The organism is Gracilibacillus thailandensis, assembly GCF_010994055.1.
Lineage (GTDB): Bacteria > Bacillota > Bacilli > Bacillales > Amphibacillaceae > Gracilibacillus > Gracilibacillus lacisalsi.
The window spans coordinates 38,431-61,252 of the sequence record NZ_WJID01000023.1; the positions used below are offsets into that span (position 1 = coordinate 38,431).

Genomic DNA, 22,822 nt, shown 5'->3' on the forward strand with positions numbered 1-22,822 from the left:
TAGTCGAAGCGTTGCAAATATACATCAAACATTTTTAAATAACTACTTCTCTTAACAACGTCATTACACTGATTTTATACTTTCTTTCCATACAAGCAAAAGACTTCCATCGTATTGGAAGTCCTTTAATCATGGTTACACTTATTTGCTTATTGGCTCTTTAGCAAGGATAGCAAGTTCCATCTTTTCCAATGATTCACAATATTCGTCTTGAATATCTCCATTTACTTTGGAAGGATCTTTTTGTAAATAGTGAATCACTCTCCAATTGGAATACCAGTCGCCTTTTTCTGCTGGTTGCTGTTCAACATTACTCCAAGCATTCACTAATGAAGGACTATACAAACGGTTTGCTCCAGGTTTTAATTGGCATCCTTCTAGTCTTTGTTGAAAAGGTTCGACAGGATTGGATTCGTTGATATCATTAAAAATGTCTGGCCAGTAGTCTTTCCTTGACCCTGTGTGTGGTTGCCTTCGTGCCATATCATAAATGTTGGAGAAGAAATTATCATCAAATAATAAGTGATACAACCGTTTACCTAATAGAATTCGCTCCTTTAAAGAAGCAAATTGATGTACAGATTGCCCGACTAGTTTAACTTGCTTTCCATCTATAAAGGGAAACAGTATTTGATTCAGTTGCAATAATTCCTGTATTTTAAATTCTAACGACTCCAATAATGTAGCATGATATTCTTTGTTCTGAATGACTCTGCCCTCGATATAGTTTTGTTCGTTAATAATAAGTGCGACAGTTATCAGGTAATTATCTTTCTTTTGATAATAATGATCCCACATCACCTTCATAAAATAAGATATACCGAATTGTGGAAGTAAATAGAATAAATTTTTGTTTGCTTTTTTACTTTCTTCATATAACAGCAATTGAGGATAGGCGTCATGAAAAATCAGCCAATTACTCCGTTCTAAAAATGCAAAAAAATAAGCTTGCTGCTCTTTAGTCATGAGCCGTGTCAATAGGCTTCCCTTCAAATCAGTCATGTTCCATCCAGCATTTCGGGACACCATATGTGCCAGAAATGCCCATTCGATTTCAGGATTTCTTTTAAAAAATGCAAGATATGCTTTCGTTCTAGTAACGTTATTCAGATTATTTTCCCTTGTTTGCCCTTTGATAAATTGTACCAGTTTTGCTTCATCGTCTGTAAGGCTGTCAAAGTCAGTAAAGGAATCTTTCTTTTGCTGTAATGTTTTTTTTATTGACTTCAAATCAGCAGGTAATCTTTTCAATGGGTTAAATATTCGTGATCCCTCCTTTATGATCTTTACGTTTAGGTTATGTATCCATACTATTATGTTTACTATATGAAAAGGGATTTATACAATTAGGTGAGCTAAATATATTCACTAGAGTGCTTTGTAGAAAAGTTATGTTTAACAAAAGATGGGAAATGCATAAAAAAATATAGGGATGACGTACATCCCTATAATAGTTTTAGCCAAAAAATAAGTCCAAAATGTTAGATCCTGTAGTAGATTCTTTATTATAAAATTCAGAGTAACCACAGTCCTCACAATAGACCACAAGAAATCGATTATTTTGCACATCAAACATTTTGGAGAGACCTGTTCCAGTCATTGCTACTTCTTTTTGTGCTGCTCTACTACTTCCACATTTAATACAACCTTTGTGTTCCACTATGTTCATACCTCCTAAATTGCTAACTGAATACATATTCATAAAGTATTCTTTCTTATTGTTTACGATTCAGATATCGATATGTTTCATTTTTGGTGAACAAAATCATCTTCTCAACTTTCGTTTACCTGTTAAAATAAGGTTAATAAAAAATAGGAAGTGAATATAACATGACATTGCAACAATTGAAATATGTAATTGAAGTAGCACGGAGTCGGTCTATTAGTAGAGCTGCCCAGAATTTATTCATTAGTCAGCCAAGTTTATCTAATGCAATTAAAGAGCTGGAGAAGGAAATGGGAATTATTATTTTTTCCAGAACGAATAAAGGAATCATTATCACACCGGAAGGATCGGAATTTTTAGGTTACGCAAGACAAGTGCTAGAGCAAGCTGAACTGTTGGAAAATCGTTATGCACATACATCATCGCAACAGCATTTTGCGGTATCAGCTGAACACTATGCCTTTGCGGTTAGTGCATTCGTACGCTTATTACATGATTATAAGCGTGATGAATATGAATTTACTTTGCGTGAAACTAAGACATATGAAATCATCGATGATGTAAAAAATCTACGTAGTGAAATTGGTATTTTATATGTCAATAAATTCAATGAAAAGGTCATACAAAAGTTTTTACGTGAAGGTAATCTCATTTTTAATGAATTGTTTGAAGCAAAGCCACATGTCTTTATCAGTTCAGGCAACCCACTAGCTGAAAAGGAGTATGTAACATTATCTGATTTGCAAAGCTACCCGTACCTTTCTTATGAACAGGGGGAATATAATTCGTTTTATTTCTCAGAAGAGATTTTAAGTACATTGACAAGACCTAAAAATATCCATGTTACAGATCGAGCGACATTATTTAACTTGCTTATCGGTCTTAATGGTTACACCATTTCAACAGGTGTCATTAGCAAAAAATTAAATGGCGATAATATTATTTCTGTCCCCCTGAAGGTTGAGGAGCGCATTAAAGTTGGCTATATTATACATAAATATGTCACATCAAGTCCGATGGCCAACATTTATATAGAGTATTTAAAAGAAACCATTGCAGAGGAATTACTTCAGCTATAGGATAAAGCTATAGCAAAAGATAGATTTTAAGTGTTACCTAATAGTAAACCTTTCATGCTACACTTTCTGTACATTTACATAAGGGAGAGAAAGAACATGACAGTGGAAATTCAAGCAGGAAAAAGAACGGTAACACCATTTCGTTATGACAATGTAGGCAGTTTTTTGCGACCTGAAAAATTGAAAAAAGCACGTGCATCTTTTACAGAAGGGACTATAACCGAACAAGAATTGAAACAAGTAGAAGATGAGAGTATCGAAGAACTTGTTCAAAAACAAAAAGAAGTTGGATTAAAAGCAATAACTGATGGGGAATTCCGTCGCTCCTGGTGGCATTTAGATTTTATGTGGGGACTGACTGGTGTCAAAAAAGAAGTCATCGATAAAGGTTACCAATTTAACGGGGAAGAAACAAGACCTGAGACAGCTCGTTTAACTGGTAGAATCAGTGGTAAAAATCATCCATTTGTCGAGCACTTTACTTTTGTAAATCAGTTTGCTTACGATGATGTAATCGCGAGACAAACGATTCCAGCTCCAGCACAATTTTTGGCTGAATTGCAAAGGCCGGAGAACAGTGATGTTACTGCAACTATCTATTCAGATATTGAAGAGCTAATTACAGATATAGCGAAAGCCTATCAAACGGTGATTAAAGATTTATATGATGCAGGGTGCAGAAGTCTTCAGATCGATGATTGTACATGGGGGATGTTAGTAGACCCAAACTATTGGGCAAGCAGACATGGCAGTGCAAATGTACAAGAAGTCGGTGAATTAAATTTACGAGTAAACAATGCAGCTCTTGCAAACTTACCAAAGGATTTAATTGTAACCACACATGTTTGTAGAGGGAATTATCATTCTACTTGGGCTTCATCAGGTGGTTATGATCCGATTGCGAATATTCTTTTTTCAAAAGAGGATGTATCTGCATTTTATTTAGAATTTGATACAGAACGCTCAGGAGGATTTGAACCTTTAGCTCATGTGCGTGATGATAGATTGGTTGTACTCGGCTTATTTTCTTCTAAAACAGGTGAGTTAGAAGATAAAGATGCCATTAAAGCTCGGATCAAAGAGGCAACAAAATATATCGATCTGGAACGTTTATGCATCAGTCCACAATGTGGTTTTGCTTCAACTGAGGAAGGGAATATTTTAACTGAAGAACAACAATGGAAAAAGCTTCGTCTCATCAAAGAGGTAGCAGAAGAAATATGGGGATAATAGTTTAATTGTGAAAGGATAAGGGTGTTTTATCATCTTTATCCTTTTTTGCATTGAATGTTTTTATAAAAAAAGATTACTAGAATTAAGGAGTAATTAGGTATGGAAGACGGCTATAAGTCCTATAACGAGTTAGAAAGTGTGTGTAGTTTCGTCACTTTTTAACTCGTTTTTTTTGCTGGATAATCATTTAGTCAAGAATGAATTGAAATTAACAAGCATATACTATAATAAGCGCTTTTGGAAAAAATAGGGCATTAACGTGTTTATGGAAAAATCTATCTTCTATACAGGAGAGAGGGTGTGAATAAAGATGGAGAAAGAAACTGTTATTATATCAATTCTGGTAGGGGTTCTCCTGTTGTTTATTTTATTCGTATACATCCAAAGTTTACGGAGTTTCCATGATAAAGAGGATAATCGTTTTACTGAAAATCTATATCAATATCGAAAAACTTTGTACTTTTTATTTGTCTTAGTGATAGGGGCCTTGTGGCTAGTTGAAATCATTTCTATTGATGATTGGCAAAAACTCGTGATATTAGCTGGAATGGCAGTATTTATTGATATATTTGTATTTTCTACGCCAACAATAAAGAAGATTTGGAAGACAGAATTTCAAAGCTATGATCCATTAAAAACATATATACAAGAGAATAGTTTGATAGAAGAAAAGCAACAAGATAAGCTAAATTATTTCTCCCAATTGCTGCAAATCGCTCCATTTATTAAATCCGATATTGATAAGAAACAGCTTGATTTTCCAGATTCACTTAATTTATTTCTCAGTTATTATGCAGATACTTTTGGTTTACGTGTACACCTTTATGAGGTAAAACCGAAAGATCTCGAAGCAGAATATGAAACTATTGATATTTTTATAAAAACGATTCAAACGATAAAGCAAACACACACGTTGGATTGGGAAAGTATGCTGGACAACTTGGTGATAGACAATGAAGATAATATTGAAAAGGTAATTATGGAAACATTATGGAACGGAGATATTGTGGCATTGGATCGTGAAGAAAAACATGGAAAGGGTATGGCACACATATGCCCTGCTTTTGTAGGAGAAAATCATACGTTTATTTTATTTATAGAGGAAATACATGAAAGAGTTTATGAGATTGACGCATTATTTATCACCAATTTAGCTTGTCTTTTCTGTTTTCTTGAAGATGAAAAATTAGTGACAAATTAAATAAAAAAGTAATAAATCGAGAACTATTCCCGTAAAATGATGAAGAGTATCTTAAAGTCGAGGTAATTTAAGAAAGTTGATGTAAAGAAGTTGAGGAGGAGGAGTTTTGTGATTGAGACAGTGCTAGGAGCCAATTTAAAAAGAGATGAAAAGAAGGAACTTAAATCACATAATGTGAATACACTATACCAAGAAACCACTCCCTTGAGTGATATTCTCAGTCGTAAGAAATCACCAATTACACAAATAGCGGATGCATCTAAAACCCGATATACGAAAGATTTGGAGAAGTTAAGGAGAAAAGCATTAAAAAAGTTATAATGGAGAAGCGACCCTTTTTTCTAAGTAATGTGATAAGGGAGATGGGTTGTATTTTTTTTTTGTTAAAAAGGAAGAAGATTGATGAGGAGAGATGGAAGACATGACTAAAATCAAAAAGGAAAGCACCGATCTCATCAAACGAAAAAAATTTCCTAAAGTTACACAATGGAAAGGCAAGACTAGAGAAGAAAAACGTCATCAAGCTATGTTAAATCAAATTAAGAAATTACAAAAAGATGATAGGACTTATTTATAATCTTACTTCTAATGATGTGATGACTCGGCTTTAAGCAAAAAGGAGTGCTGTTGTGAGACAAGTAAATAGCAGAACTTATAAAGACACTTGGATTAAATTTTAAATTTATCCAAGTGTTTTCTTTTTACAATAAAGATCCTATAATTTATCACCCTGATTAAATTCGCTATGATATATCGCCTATCTTACATTCAGGTTACTAATGACTAGTAATCCCTCCAAAATATTACGATTTTTTACATTAGTTTACTAGTAATTTACTTTGAATTAACACTTAACTTGTATATTGAAAGAGTATCTAATATTAGAAGGGGATGACGAATAATGGGACAGAAATGGACAAGTAGATTGTCACTTCTTGTTATCTTTTTGTTAATTTTTACAAATGTCTTTGCATACGGCCCTGTTGCATATGCCAATACAGAAGAAGAGATTGAACAAGAAGAGACTGCACCGGAGCAAAACGAAGAAACAAACTCAACTGGAGAAAGTTTAGAAAGTGAGACAGTTGGAGGAGATTCATCCTTAACACAAGAAGAACAAATAAATAATGAAGAAACAGAGACAGAAAGCCAACAAGATAATAAGAAAAAAGAGTCCATTGATGAAGAAGTAGCTTCGGAAGAGAATTCTCAAGAAGAAGTAACCAATTCTGGTGAAGAGTCTGAGTCTACCGAGGAAGAGGCTGCTACTGAGGAGAGTTCAGACAAGAAGTTGGAAGCGCAATCCACAATTGATTATCAAACACTCCCACCACTTTTACTAACCGAAATTATGCCGAATAATGATGGTGCAGATAACTTTGAATACTTTGAGGTATACAATAATAGTAATCAAGCTATTTTATTAGATTATTATACCGTCGCACTGCGTTATACGGATGGTAGTGCTAATGACAAAAAATTCGATTTCCCAAAAGTATCGATCCCAGCAGGGGAAACACTTGTGTTCTGGCATAACCCAGAACAATTAACTGAAGCTGATTTTAATGCACACTATTCAACCGAATTAACGGAAGATCAAATTGTTTCCTATCAGGGAACGAACTTTTATAACAGTGGAAACCGTGGTGTGGTTATCAAAGATGACAATGAAGATATCGTAACGAACAGCTACCTTGCGGAAGATATCGCATCCGGGAAAGTTGTAACTTACCAATATCCAGCGGAATCAATAGAAATGGAACGATATCAAACAGTGACTGACCCAACTCCTGGAACGGTGGAAGAAGAACAACTTCCTGAAGAAAAAGTAATGCTTGATGAACTCGATAAACCTGAAATTGATCATACACCAATCGCAGAAGGACCAGAAGGTAAATCGATCACTATAACTGCAGAACTCACGAGTGCAGAACATAAAGTAAAGGGAACATTACACTATCGTTCAGAAGAAGGTTCATTTGAACAAATGGACATGACCTCAGTGGAGAATAATGTATATGAAGCAACCATCAGTAGTGAAAATGTTAAAGCTGGTGAACTTGAATATTATATTACAGCAGTAAATTCGCAACAACGTATACGCTTACCTGAGACAGATAGTGAAACATTCACAATTGATGTAACATCTATCGACAAGTCTGAAGAGGATTTTCAACAGTATCCCCATTTACTTATTACTGAAATTTCACCAAACACAGAAGGTGGGGGCACAGATTACTTCGAATATTTTGAACTTTATAATAATACCAACCAGACTTTATCCTTTCATCAATATGCGCATATTTATTATTACACAGATTCTGGACGTGAAGTACAGTTCAAAGTTCCTCCGGTAGATATTGAATCACAGGAAACTCTCGTTTTCTGGTATAACAATGGGAATTATTCATTAGAAGATTTTAATAACCATTTCTCGACTAATCTAACAAGTGAGCAAGTGGTAGAAGTAACCGATACGACATTTCCTGGGTTTGCAAATGGAGGAAACCGAGCTTTAATCTTAAGAGATGCATCACAAGAAGAAGTTATTTATGCAGATTATGATGGAGCAGATAATGATAATAATGGTGGTGTCATTCAATACAAATACCCATATGAAGGAACACAAATGACTAAACTAGAAACGTTGGCAGATCCTACTCCAGGAACGATTTCCTACGAGCAAGTTCCGTCTGAAGTTGTAAAAATCGAAGAACCAGAAGAAGATACTACTGCTCCAGTCATAACACATGAAGCAGTAACTGGTGCAGAAGCTTTTTCATCTGTCACAATTGAAGCTGAAGTGACTGACAATCTAGCAATCCCCGATGTAACCCTTTTTGTAAAAAATGAAGACTCTGAATATCGTAGTTTATCTATGGTATCAGATTCACAGGAACCAGATAAATATAAGGTTGAAATTCCAGGAATTTATGTGGAATCTGACTTGACTTATTATATCGAAGCAACAGATGGTATTAATACAGAAAGAACAGAAGAATTCACCATTTCCGTTTCACAAGATGAAGTAGATACGCAAAGCTTGCCTCCTTTATTAGTAACGGAAATTGTGCCTGATTCTACAAATGTAGGTACTGCTGATGGTTATGAATTTATTGAAATTTATAATAATACCAATCAAGATATCCCTTTTGAACACTACAAAATGCAGTACCGCTACGGCAATGATCCAGCAAGTGATGTGATTTGGCCATCTATTCCAGATGACGTCGTGATTCCTGCAGGTGAAACATTGGTGTTTTGGATTATTAATGGACAGAATAATGATCAAACTGTAGCAGACTTTAATGCTAATTATGGATCTGATTTGATCGAAAATGAAAATATCGTAAGAATAGAATCTGCTGGAATGGCAAATGGCAGTATGCGTGGATTAATTATTGCTTCCAATATTGGCCACGAATATTCGATTGCTTATTATAATGATTTGGATACAACAGATGATACTGCCCCGAATAAAGGTATTGTCTATAAATATCCAGCAGATGATTCGAATATCATGGAGAAAGTAAGTGCGGGAACGATTGATGCTACACCTGGTGTTGTGGAAGATTATCAGGTACCAATAGATCCTGTTCAAGTAGAACAAGATCAAACGCCACCTGTTGTTGAAGATATCACAGGCGTTGAGACTATTAACCAGACAGATGACTTAGATGTTACAGCAGAAGCAAGTGATCAAGAAGAATTAAAAACAGTTGCGATCTACTACCGTACAAATGCTAATGAAGATTATAAGAAAGCATTGATTGAAGAGGGAGAAGAGGAAGGAGTATTTACGTATCGCATTTATGCTCCTGAAATGATTGGCAATACAGAGGTCGAATATTATTTTGAAGCTTCAGACGGTGAAAATACAACAACTACTAATCCAGAGACAGTAACGATTGAAAGTAATTTGGATCATAGTCCTTTACGCTTAAATGTCGAAGAAGGTCAAGTATTAAAGGAAACATTTGTGCTAAAAGGTACATCCAATATCGATCAACCTGCAGATATGAATATGGTTATTGATGGAAATCAAGTGCCCACAAGTTATCAAGCAATAGAACATGAAGCATACTTCGCTTTTGAAGTAAGCGGAATTAATACCTATTTCCAAAATGGTGTAACAATTGGTGATGAGATCATTCATATATTTGATGATTGGATAGCGCAATGGGAGACGATCACAGTTCCGATAGATCCTAACTATTTGGAAATCGGGGAAAACACGATTACGATACGTGCCGGAAACAAAGCTACACCATGGGAAGGTGACCCGGGTGAGAATCGTGATGACTATAATTTACGCAATGTACGTCTCGTATTGGCTGATGGTACGATTCTAACAGATCCTAATCATTCAGATCCTGAGAATGTATTAGACATGGGGGATGATGGCACACACCGGATTGCGGAGGACTTTACATTTACTATTTCGGAAGATCATGCACAATCTATTGCCTATGAATGGGATACAACAGAAGTAACAGATGGTGAACACACAGTAAAAGTAACCGATTCAAAAGAGACCATTCAAGAACAAGTACTTGTAGATAACACAGCTCCAAATATTGAAGCTACAGTTGCTAATGAAGAAACATACAAAGGTACCTTTATAATTGATGCAGAGATTGATGATGACGTAGCTGGCGTGGATACTTACCAAGCAAAACTTGATGGAGAGGAGATAGATTTGCCTTTTGAAACTTCGTCAGGTGAGCTTGCGAATGGAGAGCATACGTTAAGCATTACGGCTACAGATCAAATTGGTAACAAAGGGACAGAAGAAATTACTTTTTATACAGTTGAAGAGAATCCAGAGGTACCGGAAAATCTATCAAATGTTCAAGACGGTGATCCAACTTTAAAGGTCCGTGTTAATGATCCGATGGGAGACAAGATGGATGTTGGTTTCTATCAAGGGTTCCAGTATAAACCCTCTGATACAGAGGCCGTGGTATCTTATCAAGGTGCTTCAGCTGTGGAACCACCAAACACAAATGAAATAGATAGCTCAACATTGCTGGAAGAACAGGACATTTCACTAGTAGCTGAAAAAGATGGTGAGTATTTGGTACATGATGCAACAACAGAATTTCCATATCACCGTTTTGACGTAACACTTGATGATACAGTCGATGAGAATGATTTGGTTGAATTAGAATGGAACGGTAATTCTCTAGAAGGTAGAAAAGTAACGATGTATGCATGGAATGTGGAGTCTTCTAAGTGGGACATTGTCGATTATCAAATTGCCGGTGAAGAGGATTTTACACTGAAAGGCGATGTCGAAGTTGCTTCATATAGTAATGAACATCAAATTCAAGTAATGATTCAAGATGAAATACCTGCTGATCGGGATGACTATGACTATACGTTTGTTTGGATGTCAGATACACAATATTATTCTGAGAGCTATCCCCACATTTTTGAGCGCCAAACGGAATGGATTAAAGAGCAGCAAGAAGAAATGAAGATTGAGTATGTTTTTCATAGTGGAGATTTAGTAGATGAAGCAGATCAACCATACCAATGGGAATACGCGGATGAATATATGAGAACATTAGATGATGCAGCCATACCATATGGAGTTCTTGCAGGAAACCACGACGTACTCCAAAAGACTGAAGACTATACCGAATATTATAAATATTTCGGAGAAGATCGTTTTCAAGATAAGCCTTATTATGGTGGTTCATATCAAAATAACCGTGGTCACTATGACTTAATATCTGTTGATGGCAACGACTATATTATGCTTTATTTAGGTTGGGGTATTGATGATGAAGGTATCGCATGGATGAATGAAGTATTGAGTCAACATCCAGACCGTACAGCGATCTTAACCTTCCACGAGTATTTACAGGCAACAGGAACACGTCATCCATTAGGCGAAAAACTATATCAAGAAGTAGTGCTTCCAAATGAAAATGTTGTAGCTGTTTTATCTGGTCATTATCATGAAGCACAGACATTAGTGGATGAAATCGATGACGATGGGGATGGTAACCCTGATCGTAAAGTATATCAAATGTTAGCAGACTATCAAGCAGGACCTGAAGGTGGACAAGGGTATATGCGTTTGTTACATTTTGATACAGATAATAATCAAATATATGTGAACACCTATTCACCATATATGGATGATTATAATTATTATGATACGGATGAATACCCAAATAAAGATGAATTCACTATTGATTTAGATTTAACAGCTAAAGAAAAGCGAGTTGCGACGGATAGTTTTGTAGTGAATGTTTATACTGATAATGAAATAGGCAAGGTAGATAATGTCGTGAGCGGAGATACTGCAAAAGTTACATGGGAGGGCCTTACTAAAGGAGAACGGTATTTCTGGTATGCTACAGTGACTGATAACTATACAGGTGAGACTCGCTCACCTATCTGGTCTTTTGTCAAAGGGGAAGATGATACATCAGGTAATGGCAAAGATAAAGACAAGGATAAGGACAAAGACAAGAATAAGGACAAAGACAAAAAAAAGGACAAGGATAAAAATAAACCTGAGAAGCATCCAGACTCTAATACTGATTCGGATTCTACTTCTGGTTTTGATAAAAACGACAACAATAATAATCAAAATTCTGAGAGGAATAACGTACAAGAAGCAGAAGACCAAAGAAGTAAACAAGAGGTCAAGAATAGTGATAAACAATCACCAATAGCAAGTAATGATAACATTAATCTCCCAAATACAGCAACAAATATATTCCAAATTATGGCATTGAGTATCATATTGCTAATCATTGGAACGATATTATATGTCAGAAATAGAACACAATTAAATTAAATAATTTAGAAGGGATGCAATATATGTTGCATCTCTTTTTCTTTGTTTCTTGAATGTTAGCTATAAATTTATAACTATGATTAACAATTGTGTTATACATTTTCAAAAAAATAGGGTTGTATTTTCCAACAGCATATTGTATGATGTATGTATGGTAAAAATTGCATATATTCTTATCCAGAGAGACGGAGGGATTTGGCCTTATGATGTCTCAGCAACCAGTCATTTTTGACACGGTGCTAATTCCAATAGATAAGAAGATTGACTTTCGTTCATGATAAAGGCCTTCTTCTTAGAAGGTCTTTTTTTACTGGGTAAGATATGCTGACCAAATTCATTTTCATTATAAGGAGAGGTAGTATGACAACAAAAACAGTAACAGCACCATTTCGAGCAGATCATGTGGGGAGCTTATTACGCCCGGAGAATTTACTGAAAGCGAGAAAGGATTTTGAGGAAGGTAATATTACAAGTGCACAGTTACGTAATGTGGAAAACAAAGAAATAGCTCATATCATTGATAAACAGATTGAAGTGGGATTGAGTCTTGTTTCAGACGGAGAATTCCGCCGTCGTTTCTGGCACACAGACTTTTTAGAGCATTTAAATGGCATTGAAGGATATGTACCTGAAGTAGGTTATATATTTCATGGGAATGAAGAAACAGAACGCTATAATATTCGAAATACAGGTAAAATCTCATTTAATCCTGATCATCCATTTATCCAAGATTTTAAAGAGTTTAATGCATTAGTAGATGGTCGAGCGGTGGCAAAACAAACCATTCCAAGTCCTAATCAGCTTTTCAACGAAGGAATTCGTGATGTTAGCATTTACCCGGATATTGAGGAATATGCCAGAGATGTTATTCAAGCATACCGTGATGCAATTAAAGCATTTTATAATGCTGGTGTGCGTTATTTACAGTTTGATGACGTTTATATAGCAGGATTGTCTTCACCTGATATTCCATTTAATGATGGTGAGTTTTCACGGGAATTTTTAATTGATCTGGCATTAAGAGTAGTCAATGGCGTTTTAGAAGATAAACCAAGTGATCTTGTTGTCACTACCCATTTATGCCGAGGAAACTATCGCTCCAATTGGGCTTTTGAAGGAAGCTATGATTTAATCGCTCCAACCCTATTCGCTAAGGAAAAAGTAGACGGTTTCTTCCTTGAATATGATGATGAACGCTCAGGTGGATTCAAACCGTTAGAACATATCCCAAATAATGGCGCACGTGTTGTGCTAGGATTAATTACATCAAAGAATGGAGAGTTGGAAGACAAAGAACAAATTAAAGCACGAGTGGAAGAAGCCGCAAAATACGTACCACTTGAGCAATTATGTTTAAGTCCACAATGTGGCTTTGCATCTACTCACCATGGAAACAAACTAACCGAACAAGACCAATGGAACAAACTCCAACACATTGTACAAATTACAAAAGAAATCTGGGGTTAAAGAATTATCTCTTGTTATCGGTTGAATTCAATTGAATTAGGTAAGCAATCACAAGGAACCTTTGTTGCATGAATGGCAATGAAGGTTCTTTTTTTCTGTAACAGGTTATTAGGTTTAAGTAACATAAAATAGAAATAAAGAGAGATGTACAAATGTCAAGTATGCTGTGGGAAACTATGTCGACTACACACGTACATTTCTATCCATTTATGTTAAAATGACAATACATTATCCATATAAAAAGAGGTTGTTAGATGAGGCGTGGTCGCATGTTTTTATTGATATTTATGCTGGTTATTGTTATAAGTGGCGGTGTGAAAATATACTATGATACAAATTTATTCAAGGTTGAGAAACTGGAGATAGCTACTTCAAAATTGGATAAGGATCAATCTTTTACTATATTACAATTAACGGATTTACATAATAAACAGTTCGGTGACAATAATAAGAAATTATTAGATGAAATCAAACAAGTAGATGTAGATGTTATCGTTATGACAGGTGATTTAATTGACAGGAAAACGGATGATTTACAGTTTGTCTTGGACTTTGCGGACAAATTAACTATGATTAATTCCAACGTCTATTTTGTAACTGGTAACCATGAATGGGAAAATCCGTTGCGAGAATCATTTATTCAAGGCCTTGCCGACAAAGGAATTCATCTACTAGATAATCAAAACCGTGTCATTGAACTGGCAGGGGTTTCTTTTCAGTTGATAGGTGTAGGTGACCCATCAACTAATCATGATGATATGGAAACTGCTATGTTAGGGGTGCATGAGGAGGATGTGACGATCCTGTTATCACACGCTCCTGATTTATCACGTTCAAAGTATCCAGAGGCGATTGATTTAGTATTAAGTGGTCATACCCATGGAGGTCAAATTCGCTTACCTATCATTGGAGCAGTTGTTGCTCCAGGGCAAGGTTTTTTTCCGAAATATGATCAAGGATTATTTGATTTAAATAAACATCAACAATTATACATCGATAGTGGTCTTGGTACGAGTGTAATAGATGTGAGAATCTTTAATCAGAGTCAGATGACACTAATTAAAGTAAAGGGTGTCGGTAAATGAAACGATTAATGTTGTTCGTTGTTATTGCTTGTCTTGCGATGGCAGTGATCGAACTATATATTGCTCCTAACTATTTAGTTAAATCGATATGTAAGCTGTTGCTTTTCTTGTTCATTCCATACTTATATATTCGATTTGTTGTCCATTTATCTTTTAAAGATTTATTTTCTTCTAAAAAGAAATATTTAAAATTACCAATTATTCTTGCAAGTAGTGTATCCATCATTATTTTATCGTTGTATTGGATCATTGGTAGCTTCTTTGATTTTTCGAATGTGACTGTTATGCTGGAAGATAACATGGCAGTTGATAAAAATAACTTCCTTTTTGTTGCGATCTATATTGCACTCGTTAATTCGTTATTAGAAGAATTTTTCTTTCGTGGCTTTGCCTTTTTAGCTTTATTAAAAATGACAAAAAGATGGGTAGCTTACCTTTTTAGTGCTGGTACGTTTGCACTTTATCATATTGCGATGATGACGGATTGGTTTTCTATTTACTTATTTGTCCTCATCCTGTTCAGTTTATTTGTTGCCGGTTATCTATTTAATAAATTAGATGAGAAGGCAGACAGTATATTGCCATCATGGTTAGTTCACATCAGTGCGAATGTATCCATCAATCTGATTGGGATGATGTTATTTGGAATTATATAAGTTTATATTAAGAAAAAGGTTCTTCATGGTAATTGTTTTGGTATTTTTAATAGCCTGTCAATCAGACATCGAAAAATATGATTATCAAGACCATTCGAATGATGAATTTCTAGCTGATCAGGCCGATTATTTTCATTACTTTATTGAAGAAGTGAGATCTGACACGATTAGTATAGCGCCAATATTAGATGTCCACGATCGATCTTATGCACCAGTTGAACTTGAAATTACTGATCAAACAGAAATAGAGGGGAAGGATGTGTTAGAAATCGATGATAAAGTAAATATATGGGTCACAGGTAAAAATATAGCTGAGCGGATCAAAGTCAAATCATCGAATTAAATGGGCAGCCTTTCTCTTTAATTCTTGTTGGTATCGTGTGAATCGTAAACTTTCTTGGGTCTAATGTTTCTGTTACCTCATTCCAATATAACGGTGTCGCGACAGTTGCTTCATCAGTTGCCCTTGTCGAATAGGGAGCAATGATTGTCTTTCCTGGAGCATGTTGAACATAATCGATATAAAGTCTTTTGCCACGATTTTTCTTTAAGCGCTCGATGGTAAAATGATCAGGATCAGAGTCAACCAATACTTTTGCTGTAGCCTCCATTAATACTCTTGTTTCATCGTACGTCATATTTTCAATCGGTATATGAACTTGTAATCCAGTTCTTCCGGATGTTTTGACTAAAGGTGTGAAGCCCTGATGTTCCATCATTTCTTTAATCAAGTGGGCAGCACGAACAGCAATAAAAAACTGATCTAATGATGGCGGATCAAGGTCGAAGACTATTTCTTCGGGATCTGCCTTGTTAATTTTATTAAAAGGAACATGGAACTCCAATCCACCATGATTACCAAACCAGATTAGACTTTGCAGATCTTGACAAAGTATATCCATTTCTCCATCATTATTAGAGATAGTTTGAATGAAAGAAGGGGCATAATCTGACAGATGTTTTTGATAAAAGGAATGTTCATGTACCCCATCAGGAAAACGAATTAATGTCAGTCTGCGATCCTTCAGACCAGGAAGCATAAAAGGTGCAATCCATCTTAAATAACACAAGTAGTTTAATTTCGTAACAGTTGGAAACAATTCTTTTTCTAATCGGGATAAGTTAACCGTTGATGGAAATTGTGCCAATCCTTGATCAATCGTAAGTTGATTACAATCGGTTGGGTTGATATCAAATCGGAACTGATGAAAAACCGGTTCACGGAGTTCTTGATCTTCAGCACTCAGACAATTTATATCCATACAAACAGAAGGATCCAGCTCCCACGTTGTCCCATTTACCTTCTGCCCATAACGTTTGAAAAAAGTAGTTAACGTTTCTTTCTCTCCTTGTTCTAGGCCATTCTTACATTTCCCGAGTATGCAGAGTGTTTCGTTGTGATAATATCGTAACGTGAAATAATCATTTTCGGTATTCCAATTCGTAACAATCCCAGAAATGGTTCGAAAATTTTTGATTTTTAGCCATGTATTACTTCGCTTTCCTTCTGTATAAGTCGCTTTCTTTTGTTTGGCAACCATTCCTTCTGCCTGATGGATATCGACCACTTCGAGAATGCTATCCAGTTTTTCGAAAGTAGGTGCCTTGCGAATCCTTCCTGTTAAACCTTCCAAAATCGTGGATAATAATTGATCACGCGTAGAAAAGCTTTTCTTTCGTAAACTTTGAGCTTTTGATTCTAATAAGTCAAAGGCGACAAAAGTAGCAGGGCGATTCTGACTAAACTGGTTTATATTCTTTTTTATTCTGGACCGCTTTTGTATTTGTTCAAAATCCGTTCGATAGGCAGTAATCGTAATGATCAATTCTCCATCAAGAAAAAGTGGTAAATAGGCTTGGAATCTAGAAGTATGTTGTTGGCACCACGAAATGATTTCAGGAAATGAATGGCTAAGGTCATGACCGTTTCGACTCCATAAGGTAATGTCCTGATCGGTCCATTGTAAACCACAACGAAATCCATCATATTTTACTTGATATATCCACTCATTTCCTGAAGGTGCTTCGTTTACAAGTCTAGGCAGCATCGGTTTCCACATAGTATAGACTCCTTTTATCAGACACAGTTATCAGAAATATTTTTGACAAACTGTTGCATGATTATGTCATAAAAAGAAAAACTATTGATAAAGAGGTGATTATGATGCATACGATGTGGAAAGGAACCATTAGTTTTGGTCTTGTTAATATCCCAGTCAAGCTTCATTCAGCAACGGAAAATAAAGATATAAAGCTCAGAAATTTGCATAAAGAATGCCAATCTCCTGTGAAGTACGAAAAAGTATGTCCTGTCTGTGAAAAAGAAGTGGAGCAAGACGATATTGTAAAAGGATTTGAGTATACGAAAAATAAATTTGTTATTCTAGAAGATGAAGATTTAGAAGCATTAAAGGAAGAAAAAGAGGATAAGTCGGTCGATATTGTGGATTTTGTAAAGTTAGAAGAAATTGATCCGATTTATTTTGACCGCAGTTATTATTTGTCTCCAAATGAAGGTGGAGCAAAGGCGTATGGCTTATTGCGCAAAGCACTGGAGGAAACAGGGAAAATCGGTTTGGCAAAAATTACGATTCGCTCAAAAGAACATTTAGCAGTTGTTCGCATTTATCAAAATACGTTAGTGATGGAGACGATTTATTATCCTGATGAAGTTAGGGACTTCCAAGAGGTTCCAAATGTACCGGAAGAAGCAAATATTGTTGAGAAAGAGCTGGAAACAGCAAAATTGTTGATTGAACAATTATCAACAGAATTTGAACCGGAAAAATACCATGATGAGTATCGTACCGCATTATTGGAACTTATTGAACAGAAGAAAAATGGAGAAGAAGTTTCAACGGCAAAAGAGCCTGCCAAAAAAGACAATGTTACAGATTTAATGGAAGCTCTCGAAAAATCATTAAACAAAACTCAAAAAGGAAAAAAGAAAACGACAACGAAACGAAAGAAAACGACAAAGAAAACAGCTTCACAAAAAGCAAAGGCAAACTAAAAAAGGACATGGCTTATCAGTAGATAATTTGCATATACTATCGGATTCTCCTCCTTGGATATAACCCCAAGGAGGAGAAAACTATTTTATAAGGGAAGTGGGGAGCCGCAGTGGTGGTTAGGCTGTTCAAATATTTTAAAATGGATGCTAGAGATAAAAAAGCGAACACCACAAAACCAAATACTTATTGAATACATATTAATCAATTTACCAAGCATCCATAAACTGCAAAAAAGGATTGTTTTTTTCTTCCAATCATTCTTTAGGAAAGTAAGATAACGTGATATCATAGTAATAAAATTATCCATTAAAAAGGAGGTTATGTTATGAGTGTAAAACGATTTATTATAACGGAAATCATTTATTCGATTCTTATTGGCTTTGTTTTAGGACTTGTATTTGATAACTTTTTGTTAGGTATGCTGATTGCGATTGGAGTAGGAGCAATAACGATCGCGGTGTTCAGTGTAGCCGTTAAAAAAAGGAATAAACAACAAGAAAATAATTCCAGAGAGAGCGGTACATAATTTACAGTTAGAAATAGTAAACTATTCTCAATAACTAGCTAAGGAGGATAGAATAATGGACGCACAACGCGCACAAGAAATTTTGGATTCGCCTGATATGCGTAATGTAACTTATAATGGCGATAAAGTATATATTGAGCATGTCGATCAAGGAACAGGTCATTGTACCATCCACCCGATCGAAAATCCCGAACAAAAATATATGGTGACAGTGGAACAGTTGCAAGAGCAATAACAAGTAAGCACCCCAATTAATGACCTTATTCAATTGGGGTGCTGTTACATGATAAGCTCTTCCACTATAAAAATTTTTAATATTTTATAAATATTTTGCAGGAAATAGCCGATTCGTATCGAATAGTATATAGTATAACGAGTAAAAATATACACTAGTGATAATTTATTCCAATATTCTGTTATGATAGTTTGAATTCAAAAGGTTATTATCTACTCGGGGGATGCGTAATGCAATGGTTTGAACCTTATCCACTCTATATCTCAATTATAGCTTTTTTTATATTTTTTTTATCAATTGTACTCTTAAAAAAGCCTAGTAATCTTGTCCGTTTATTTTTATCTATATGCTTAATGCTTTCCAGTTTATTTATGATTTCTACTGCCTTAGAATTATACATCGATGATTTTAATGCAATGCAATGGTTAAGGAATATCCAACAAATTGCATTATTTTTATGTCCAGTTTTTCTGTTTGGCTTTGCCAAAGAAATAGCTGAGCCAAATGCTGTCAAGAATATAAAGTACATGATTTATTTGGGAGCACCTGCAGTGATAGGCATTTTTTTGATATTTACAAATCCTATTCATCATTGGATGAGATCCAGTGTGACAACAGATACCATTTGGGGATTAACTGAAATTACCATAACGCCGACACCATTGGGGATTACTTTCATTGCCTATTTATTATTCTTAACTTTATTGGCGGTTTTTACTTTTATCAGAAATATGCATGACCTGCCATCACATCTCAGAAATAGTCATCTATTATCTTCTATTGCTATTTTAACTCCATTAGTATCTTTATGTGTCTTGCCCTTATTGTCTGTGAAAATTCCAGGTCAGGTTGCGCTATCATTTTCTTTGATGAGTGTCTTGCTTATTTTTATTTTCAAACGTTATGATTTTAACTCCATTTGGCCTGTTTCTCGTCATCAAATTTTAGAATCACTAGACGAAGGAATTATGTTATTTGGCCCTAATTATAACCTTTTAGAAATTAATCAAGCAGGCTATAAACTACTGAAACGGTGGATGTCATATCTTGATGAGGAGATAATAATTGGGCAGAAAGTGGATCAATTATTTACCGATAAAAGGATTTTGAAAGGGGTTTATCAACATTTATCAACATCTTTTGAATGGAAGGTAGAATTAGCTGGAGAATATATTTATCTGCAAGTTAACATTGTTCCAATTGGATATTATGGTCGTGATATCATGCTTGTTGTGTTAACCGATATTACGGAGAAGAAATTAATAGAAAATCGTTTGTACACATTAGCTCACTATGATTCATTGACCAATATATGTAATCGGCATTCCTTTATTGAAAAATACAATGCAATGGCGGAGCGTAAAAAATTTCCTATTTCCTTTTTAATACTAGACATCGATCATTTTAAACAATTCAATGATCAGTATGGTCATATCGTTGGGGATCAGGTATTAAAGGAATTTGCCGTTGCTTTAACTGAATTTTTTAAACCTGCAAAAAATTGCAGTATTGTTGGAAGGATCGGAGGAGAAGAGTTTGGCGTATTATTACATAAGGATGCTGCGCAGGCTGGTGAACAAGCAAATCTCTTTCAGCAAAATCTGACAGAACATTCAATTAGTATAAATGGGGAAAAGCAAGAGAAAATTACAGTCAGTATCGGATTAACTACAACTAATGAACCAATTAGTTTTGAACAAATGTACAAGGAAGCAGATAAAGCATTGTACCAAGCAAAAAGAGCCGGGAGAGATCGGGTGGAAATGATTAACGCTTAAGGGGGTTTTATTTATGGTAGATATTAGTCACATTATGGAATGGACATTTTATGATGAAGTGAGTGTGCCTAATGACATACACGATCTTCTTGTTGATGGTGAAATTGCACATACTGCATATAAAACGGTTCGTGACATAGCAGTTATAACAAATAAACGGTTCATCATTGCAGATCGGCAAGGGATAACCGGAAAGAAGGTGGAAATATACACCATTCCATTTAAATCAATAGATATGTATTCAACAGAAAATGGTGGAAAATTAGATTTAAACGCTGAGATTGAATTGTGGACTAGATCTGGCCATTTTAAATTAAATCTTAATAAAAAAGTTGATATTCGAAAGTTAGACAAGATCATTGCCGAACATATCTTATAGTCACAAAAATGACTTTTTACGACACATTAAAGTAATGGTTAAGTCGTAATTTGCGGTTTCCCGGGTAATATTTACAGGCACCGAGTAATATTTCTTCGGTGCCCAATTCCATTACTTATTTATCACCGTATTAATCGTTGTAACATCCAAGCTGAATTCTTACTTTAATTTATTTGCGATCATCTCTTTGTCTTCTTTAAATTTATGGTGTGTCTGGTTAATCAATTCTTCAAATAGTCCGTTCATGTTCTCCTCGAGCGATGCAATACCGACTCCGGTGATTCCACCTTTTACACATACTTTTTCTATTAACTCATTGAGAGTAAAATGGTTTTCTGATAATAGTTTTCCAAAGCCAATAAACATTTTTTCCATTAGCTGTGTTGCCTGTTCTGTAGAAACTTCTGTTTGATTGGCAGCATCTTTGATATAGTTTTCTGCTAAAAAGGCAAAAAAGGCAGGTCCGCAAGAAACGATATCTGATGCAATCCTCATAATGTTTTCCTCAATTTCTACTGGTTCTGAAAATTGTTGGCATCTTTTAATAAATAATTCTTTCCTAAAAGAATCTAACCTACTACCAAACGTTAACAGTGTGACACCAGCTAGAGCATGGTTTGTAATACTAGGTACCATTCGAGCCACCTGACAATCAACTAACGACTCGATTTCTTCTACCGACATTGCACTTGTTATCGATACTAATAGTTGTTTTTCATCAAGAATTGGTTGGATTTCTCTTAATACGTCTATCATGTCTATTGGTTTTACACATAAAAAAATCGTATCGACATGTTCAATTAACTCAAAGATGTTTTCCTTTACATGAATCTGTGGATACTTCTTTTGGATTGCATATGCTTTTTCTGCTGTACGATTAGAGACATAAAGACTTTCCTGATCAATGACGTTCGATTCAAGAAAGGCAGTTACTAAAACTGCGCCCATATTGCCGGTTCCAATTATACCCCATTTCATTTCATCTCGCCTCCTGGATAATTTCTAACACTATCCTATGAACAACTTTACTATTCTATGATAAAGGAATGATAAACATGTCTTGGATATTTAAAAATTGGTATTTAGTTTTAGTCGTTGGAGCAATTTTGCTTTGGTTATTGATTGATCCATCAATGGATGAAGAAGACGACTTAACGGATCAAATGCTGGAGGAGCATAATGCTGAATTGCAGGAAGAAGAGGATCAAAGTGTTGCAACAGAATATAAAATTGATTTGAAAGGTGAAATAAAACGCCCTGGAGTATATCAAGTTAGTGAAAATGATCGTGTCGAAGATGTAATTCAACTAGCAGGTGGTTTTACTAACAAAGCAGATAAACAAATGATTAACCTTGCAGAACGAGTTTATGATGAGATGGTAATATATGTACCATCGAAAGATGAAAATCTTGAAGAAACACAACAAGCCCTAAATACGGGCAGCGACGATCAAAAGGTGAAAGTGAACATCGCATCGGTGGAAGAAATGCAAACTATCCCTGGAATAGGTGAAGTAAAAGCAAATGCAATTGTGGAATATAGAGATACTTATGGGCGTTTTGAAAAATTGGAGGACTTAACGAAAGTTTCCGGGATTGGTGATAAAACAGTCGAAAAACTGGAGGAATACGTCCGAATTCCATAATGTTATTGACGCTTCCTTATTGGACAAGTACACTTTTATT

Annotated in this window: 20 protein-coding genes and 1 riboswitch; of the genes, 16 read left to right on the forward strand and 4 right to left on the reverse strand. The window is 35.3% G+C overall.

Features of this window, described 5'->3' with window-relative positions; genetic code table 11:
• Positions 1–141 precede the first annotated feature (141 nt).
• Entirely contained in the window at positions 142–1,251 is a 1,110-nt protein-coding gene (locus GH715_RS08815) for a DUF2515 family protein (protein WP_240469366.1), read from the reverse strand.
• 205 nt (positions 1,252–1,456) lie between these two features.
• The gene (locus GH715_RS08820; RefSeq protein ID WP_163578554.1) at positions 1,457–1,660 is read right to left on the reverse strand and encodes a zinc ribbon domain-containing protein; all 204 of its coding nucleotides are present in this window, start codon (positions 1,658–1,660) and stop codon (positions 1,457–1,459) included.
• Between the two features lie 170 nt (positions 1,661–1,830).
• Here GH715_RS08820 and GH715_RS08825 point away from each other — a divergent pair, with 170 nt between their 5' ends.
• The 10 genes from GH715_RS08825 to GH715_RS08870 all read left to right on the forward strand — a co-directional run bounded on the left by GH715_RS08825 (position 1,831) and on the right by GH715_RS08870 (position 15,547).
• Entirely contained in the window at positions 1,831–2,745 is a 915-nt protein-coding gene (locus tag GH715_RS08825; protein WP_163578555.1) for a LysR family transcriptional regulator, read from the forward strand.
• Between the two features lie 96 nt (positions 2,746–2,841).
• Positions 2,842–3,975 carry a 5-methyltetrahydropteroyltriglutamate--homocysteine S-methyltransferase gene (locus GH715_RS08830; RefSeq protein WP_153835088.1) on the forward strand — a complete coding sequence of 378 codons (1,134 nt, stop codon included), beginning with the start codon at positions 2,842–2,844 and terminating at the stop codon, positions 3,973–3,975.
• Positions 3,976–4,288: 313 nt separating this feature from the next.
• Positions 4,289–5,179, forward strand: a complete 891-nt coding sequence (locus tag GH715_RS08835; RefSeq protein ID WP_153835089.1) for a type II toxin-antitoxin system SpoIISA family toxin — start codon at positions 4,289–4,291, stop codon at positions 5,177–5,179.
• Positions 5,180–5,287: 108 nt separating this feature from the next.
• Complete coding sequence (locus GH715_RS08840; RefSeq protein WP_163578556.1) at positions 5,288–5,500, forward strand: hypothetical protein; 213 nt, start codon at positions 5,288–5,290, stop codon at positions 5,498–5,500.
• Positions 5,501–5,600: 100 nt separating this feature from the next.
• On the forward strand, positions 5,601–5,756 hold the full coding sequence (locus GH715_RS08845; protein ID WP_018931551.1) for a hypothetical protein: 156 nt from the start codon (positions 5,601–5,603) through the stop codon (positions 5,754–5,756).
• A gap of 324 nt (positions 5,757–6,080) precedes the next feature.
• Complete coding sequence (locus GH715_RS08850; protein WP_153835091.1) at positions 6,081–11,996, forward strand: lamin tail domain-containing protein; 5,916 nt, start codon at positions 6,081–6,083, stop codon at positions 11,994–11,996.
• Positions 11,997–12,166: 170 nt separating this feature from the next.
• Positions 12,167–12,255, forward strand: a riboswitch (SAM riboswitch).
• Positions 12,256–12,356: 101 nt separating this feature from the next.
• Positions 12,357–13,463 carry a 5-methyltetrahydropteroyltriglutamate--homocysteine S-methyltransferase gene (locus GH715_RS08855; RefSeq protein ID WP_153835092.1) on the forward strand — a complete coding sequence of 369 codons (1,107 nt, stop codon included), beginning with the start codon at positions 12,357–12,359 and terminating at the stop codon, positions 13,461–13,463.
• A gap of 254 nt (positions 13,464–13,717) precedes the next feature.
• A complete protein-coding gene (locus GH715_RS08860; protein ID WP_153835093.1) occupies positions 13,718–14,548 on the forward strand; it encodes a metallophosphoesterase in 831 nt (276 codons plus the stop codon).
• Positions 14,545–15,204: a CPBP family intramembrane glutamic endopeptidase gene (locus GH715_RS08865; protein WP_153835094.1), complete on the forward strand. Its 660-nt coding sequence runs from the start codon at positions 14,545–14,547 to the stop codon at positions 15,202–15,204. The genes GH715_RS08860 and GH715_RS08865 overlap by 4 nt, the downstream gene beginning before the upstream one ends.
• A complete protein-coding gene (locus GH715_RS08870) occupies positions 15,191–15,547 on the forward strand; it encodes a hypothetical protein (RefSeq protein ID WP_153835095.1) in 357 nt (118 codons plus the stop codon). The genes GH715_RS08865 and GH715_RS08870 overlap by 14 nt, the downstream gene beginning before the upstream one ends.
• On the opposite strand, the gene ligD is transcribed toward GH715_RS08870, so the two are convergent.
• Complete coding sequence (gene ligD / locus GH715_RS08875; protein ID WP_153835096.1) at positions 15,531–17,264, reverse strand: DNA ligase D; 1,734 nt, start codon at positions 17,262–17,264, stop codon at positions 15,531–15,533. The genes GH715_RS08870 and ligD overlap by 17 nt on opposite strands.
• Before the next feature lie 104 nt (positions 17,265–17,368).
• Between ligD and ku the strand changes: the two genes are divergently transcribed.
• From ku to GH715_RS08900, 5 genes are all read left to right on the forward strand, one after another.
• A complete protein-coding gene (gene ku, locus GH715_RS08880) occupies positions 17,369–18,217 on the forward strand; it encodes a non-homologous end joining protein Ku (protein ID WP_018931562.1) in 849 nt (282 codons plus the stop codon).
• A gap of 326 nt (positions 18,218–18,543) precedes the next feature.
• Positions 18,544–18,744 carry a hypothetical protein gene (locus GH715_RS08885; RefSeq protein WP_153835097.1) on the forward strand — a complete coding sequence of 67 codons (201 nt, stop codon included), beginning with the start codon at positions 18,544–18,546 and terminating at the stop codon, positions 18,742–18,744.
• A gap of 55 nt (positions 18,745–18,799) precedes the next feature.
• Complete coding sequence (locus GH715_RS08890) at positions 18,800–18,979, forward strand: H-type small acid-soluble spore protein (protein ID WP_153835098.1); 180 nt, start codon at positions 18,800–18,802, stop codon at positions 18,977–18,979.
• A gap of 230 nt (positions 18,980–19,209) precedes the next feature.
• Entirely contained in the window at positions 19,210–20,757 is a 1,548-nt protein-coding gene (locus GH715_RS08895; protein WP_153835099.1) for a sensor domain-containing diguanylate cyclase, read from the forward strand.
• A 13-nt stretch (positions 20,758–20,770) separates the two neighbouring features.
• Positions 20,771–21,136 (forward strand): PH domain-containing protein, encoded by a 366-nt coding sequence (locus GH715_RS08900; RefSeq protein WP_153835100.1) that lies wholly within the window; start codon positions 20,771–20,773, stop codon positions 21,134–21,136.
• Positions 21,137–21,295: 159 nt separating this feature from the next.
• On the opposite strand, the gene comER is transcribed toward GH715_RS08900, so the two are convergent.
• A complete protein-coding gene (gene comER / locus GH715_RS08905) occupies positions 21,296–22,114 on the reverse strand; it encodes a late competence protein ComER (RefSeq protein ID WP_153835101.1) in 819 nt (272 codons plus the stop codon).
• A 77-nt stretch (positions 22,115–22,191) separates the two neighbouring features.
• Here comER and GH715_RS08910 point away from each other — a divergent pair, with 77 nt between their 5' ends.
• Positions 22,192–22,782 carry a helix-hairpin-helix domain-containing protein gene (locus GH715_RS08910; RefSeq protein WP_163578557.1) on the forward strand — a complete coding sequence of 197 codons (591 nt, stop codon included), beginning with the start codon at positions 22,192–22,194 and terminating at the stop codon, positions 22,780–22,782.
• Positions 22,783–22,822: the final 40 nt, after the last annotated feature.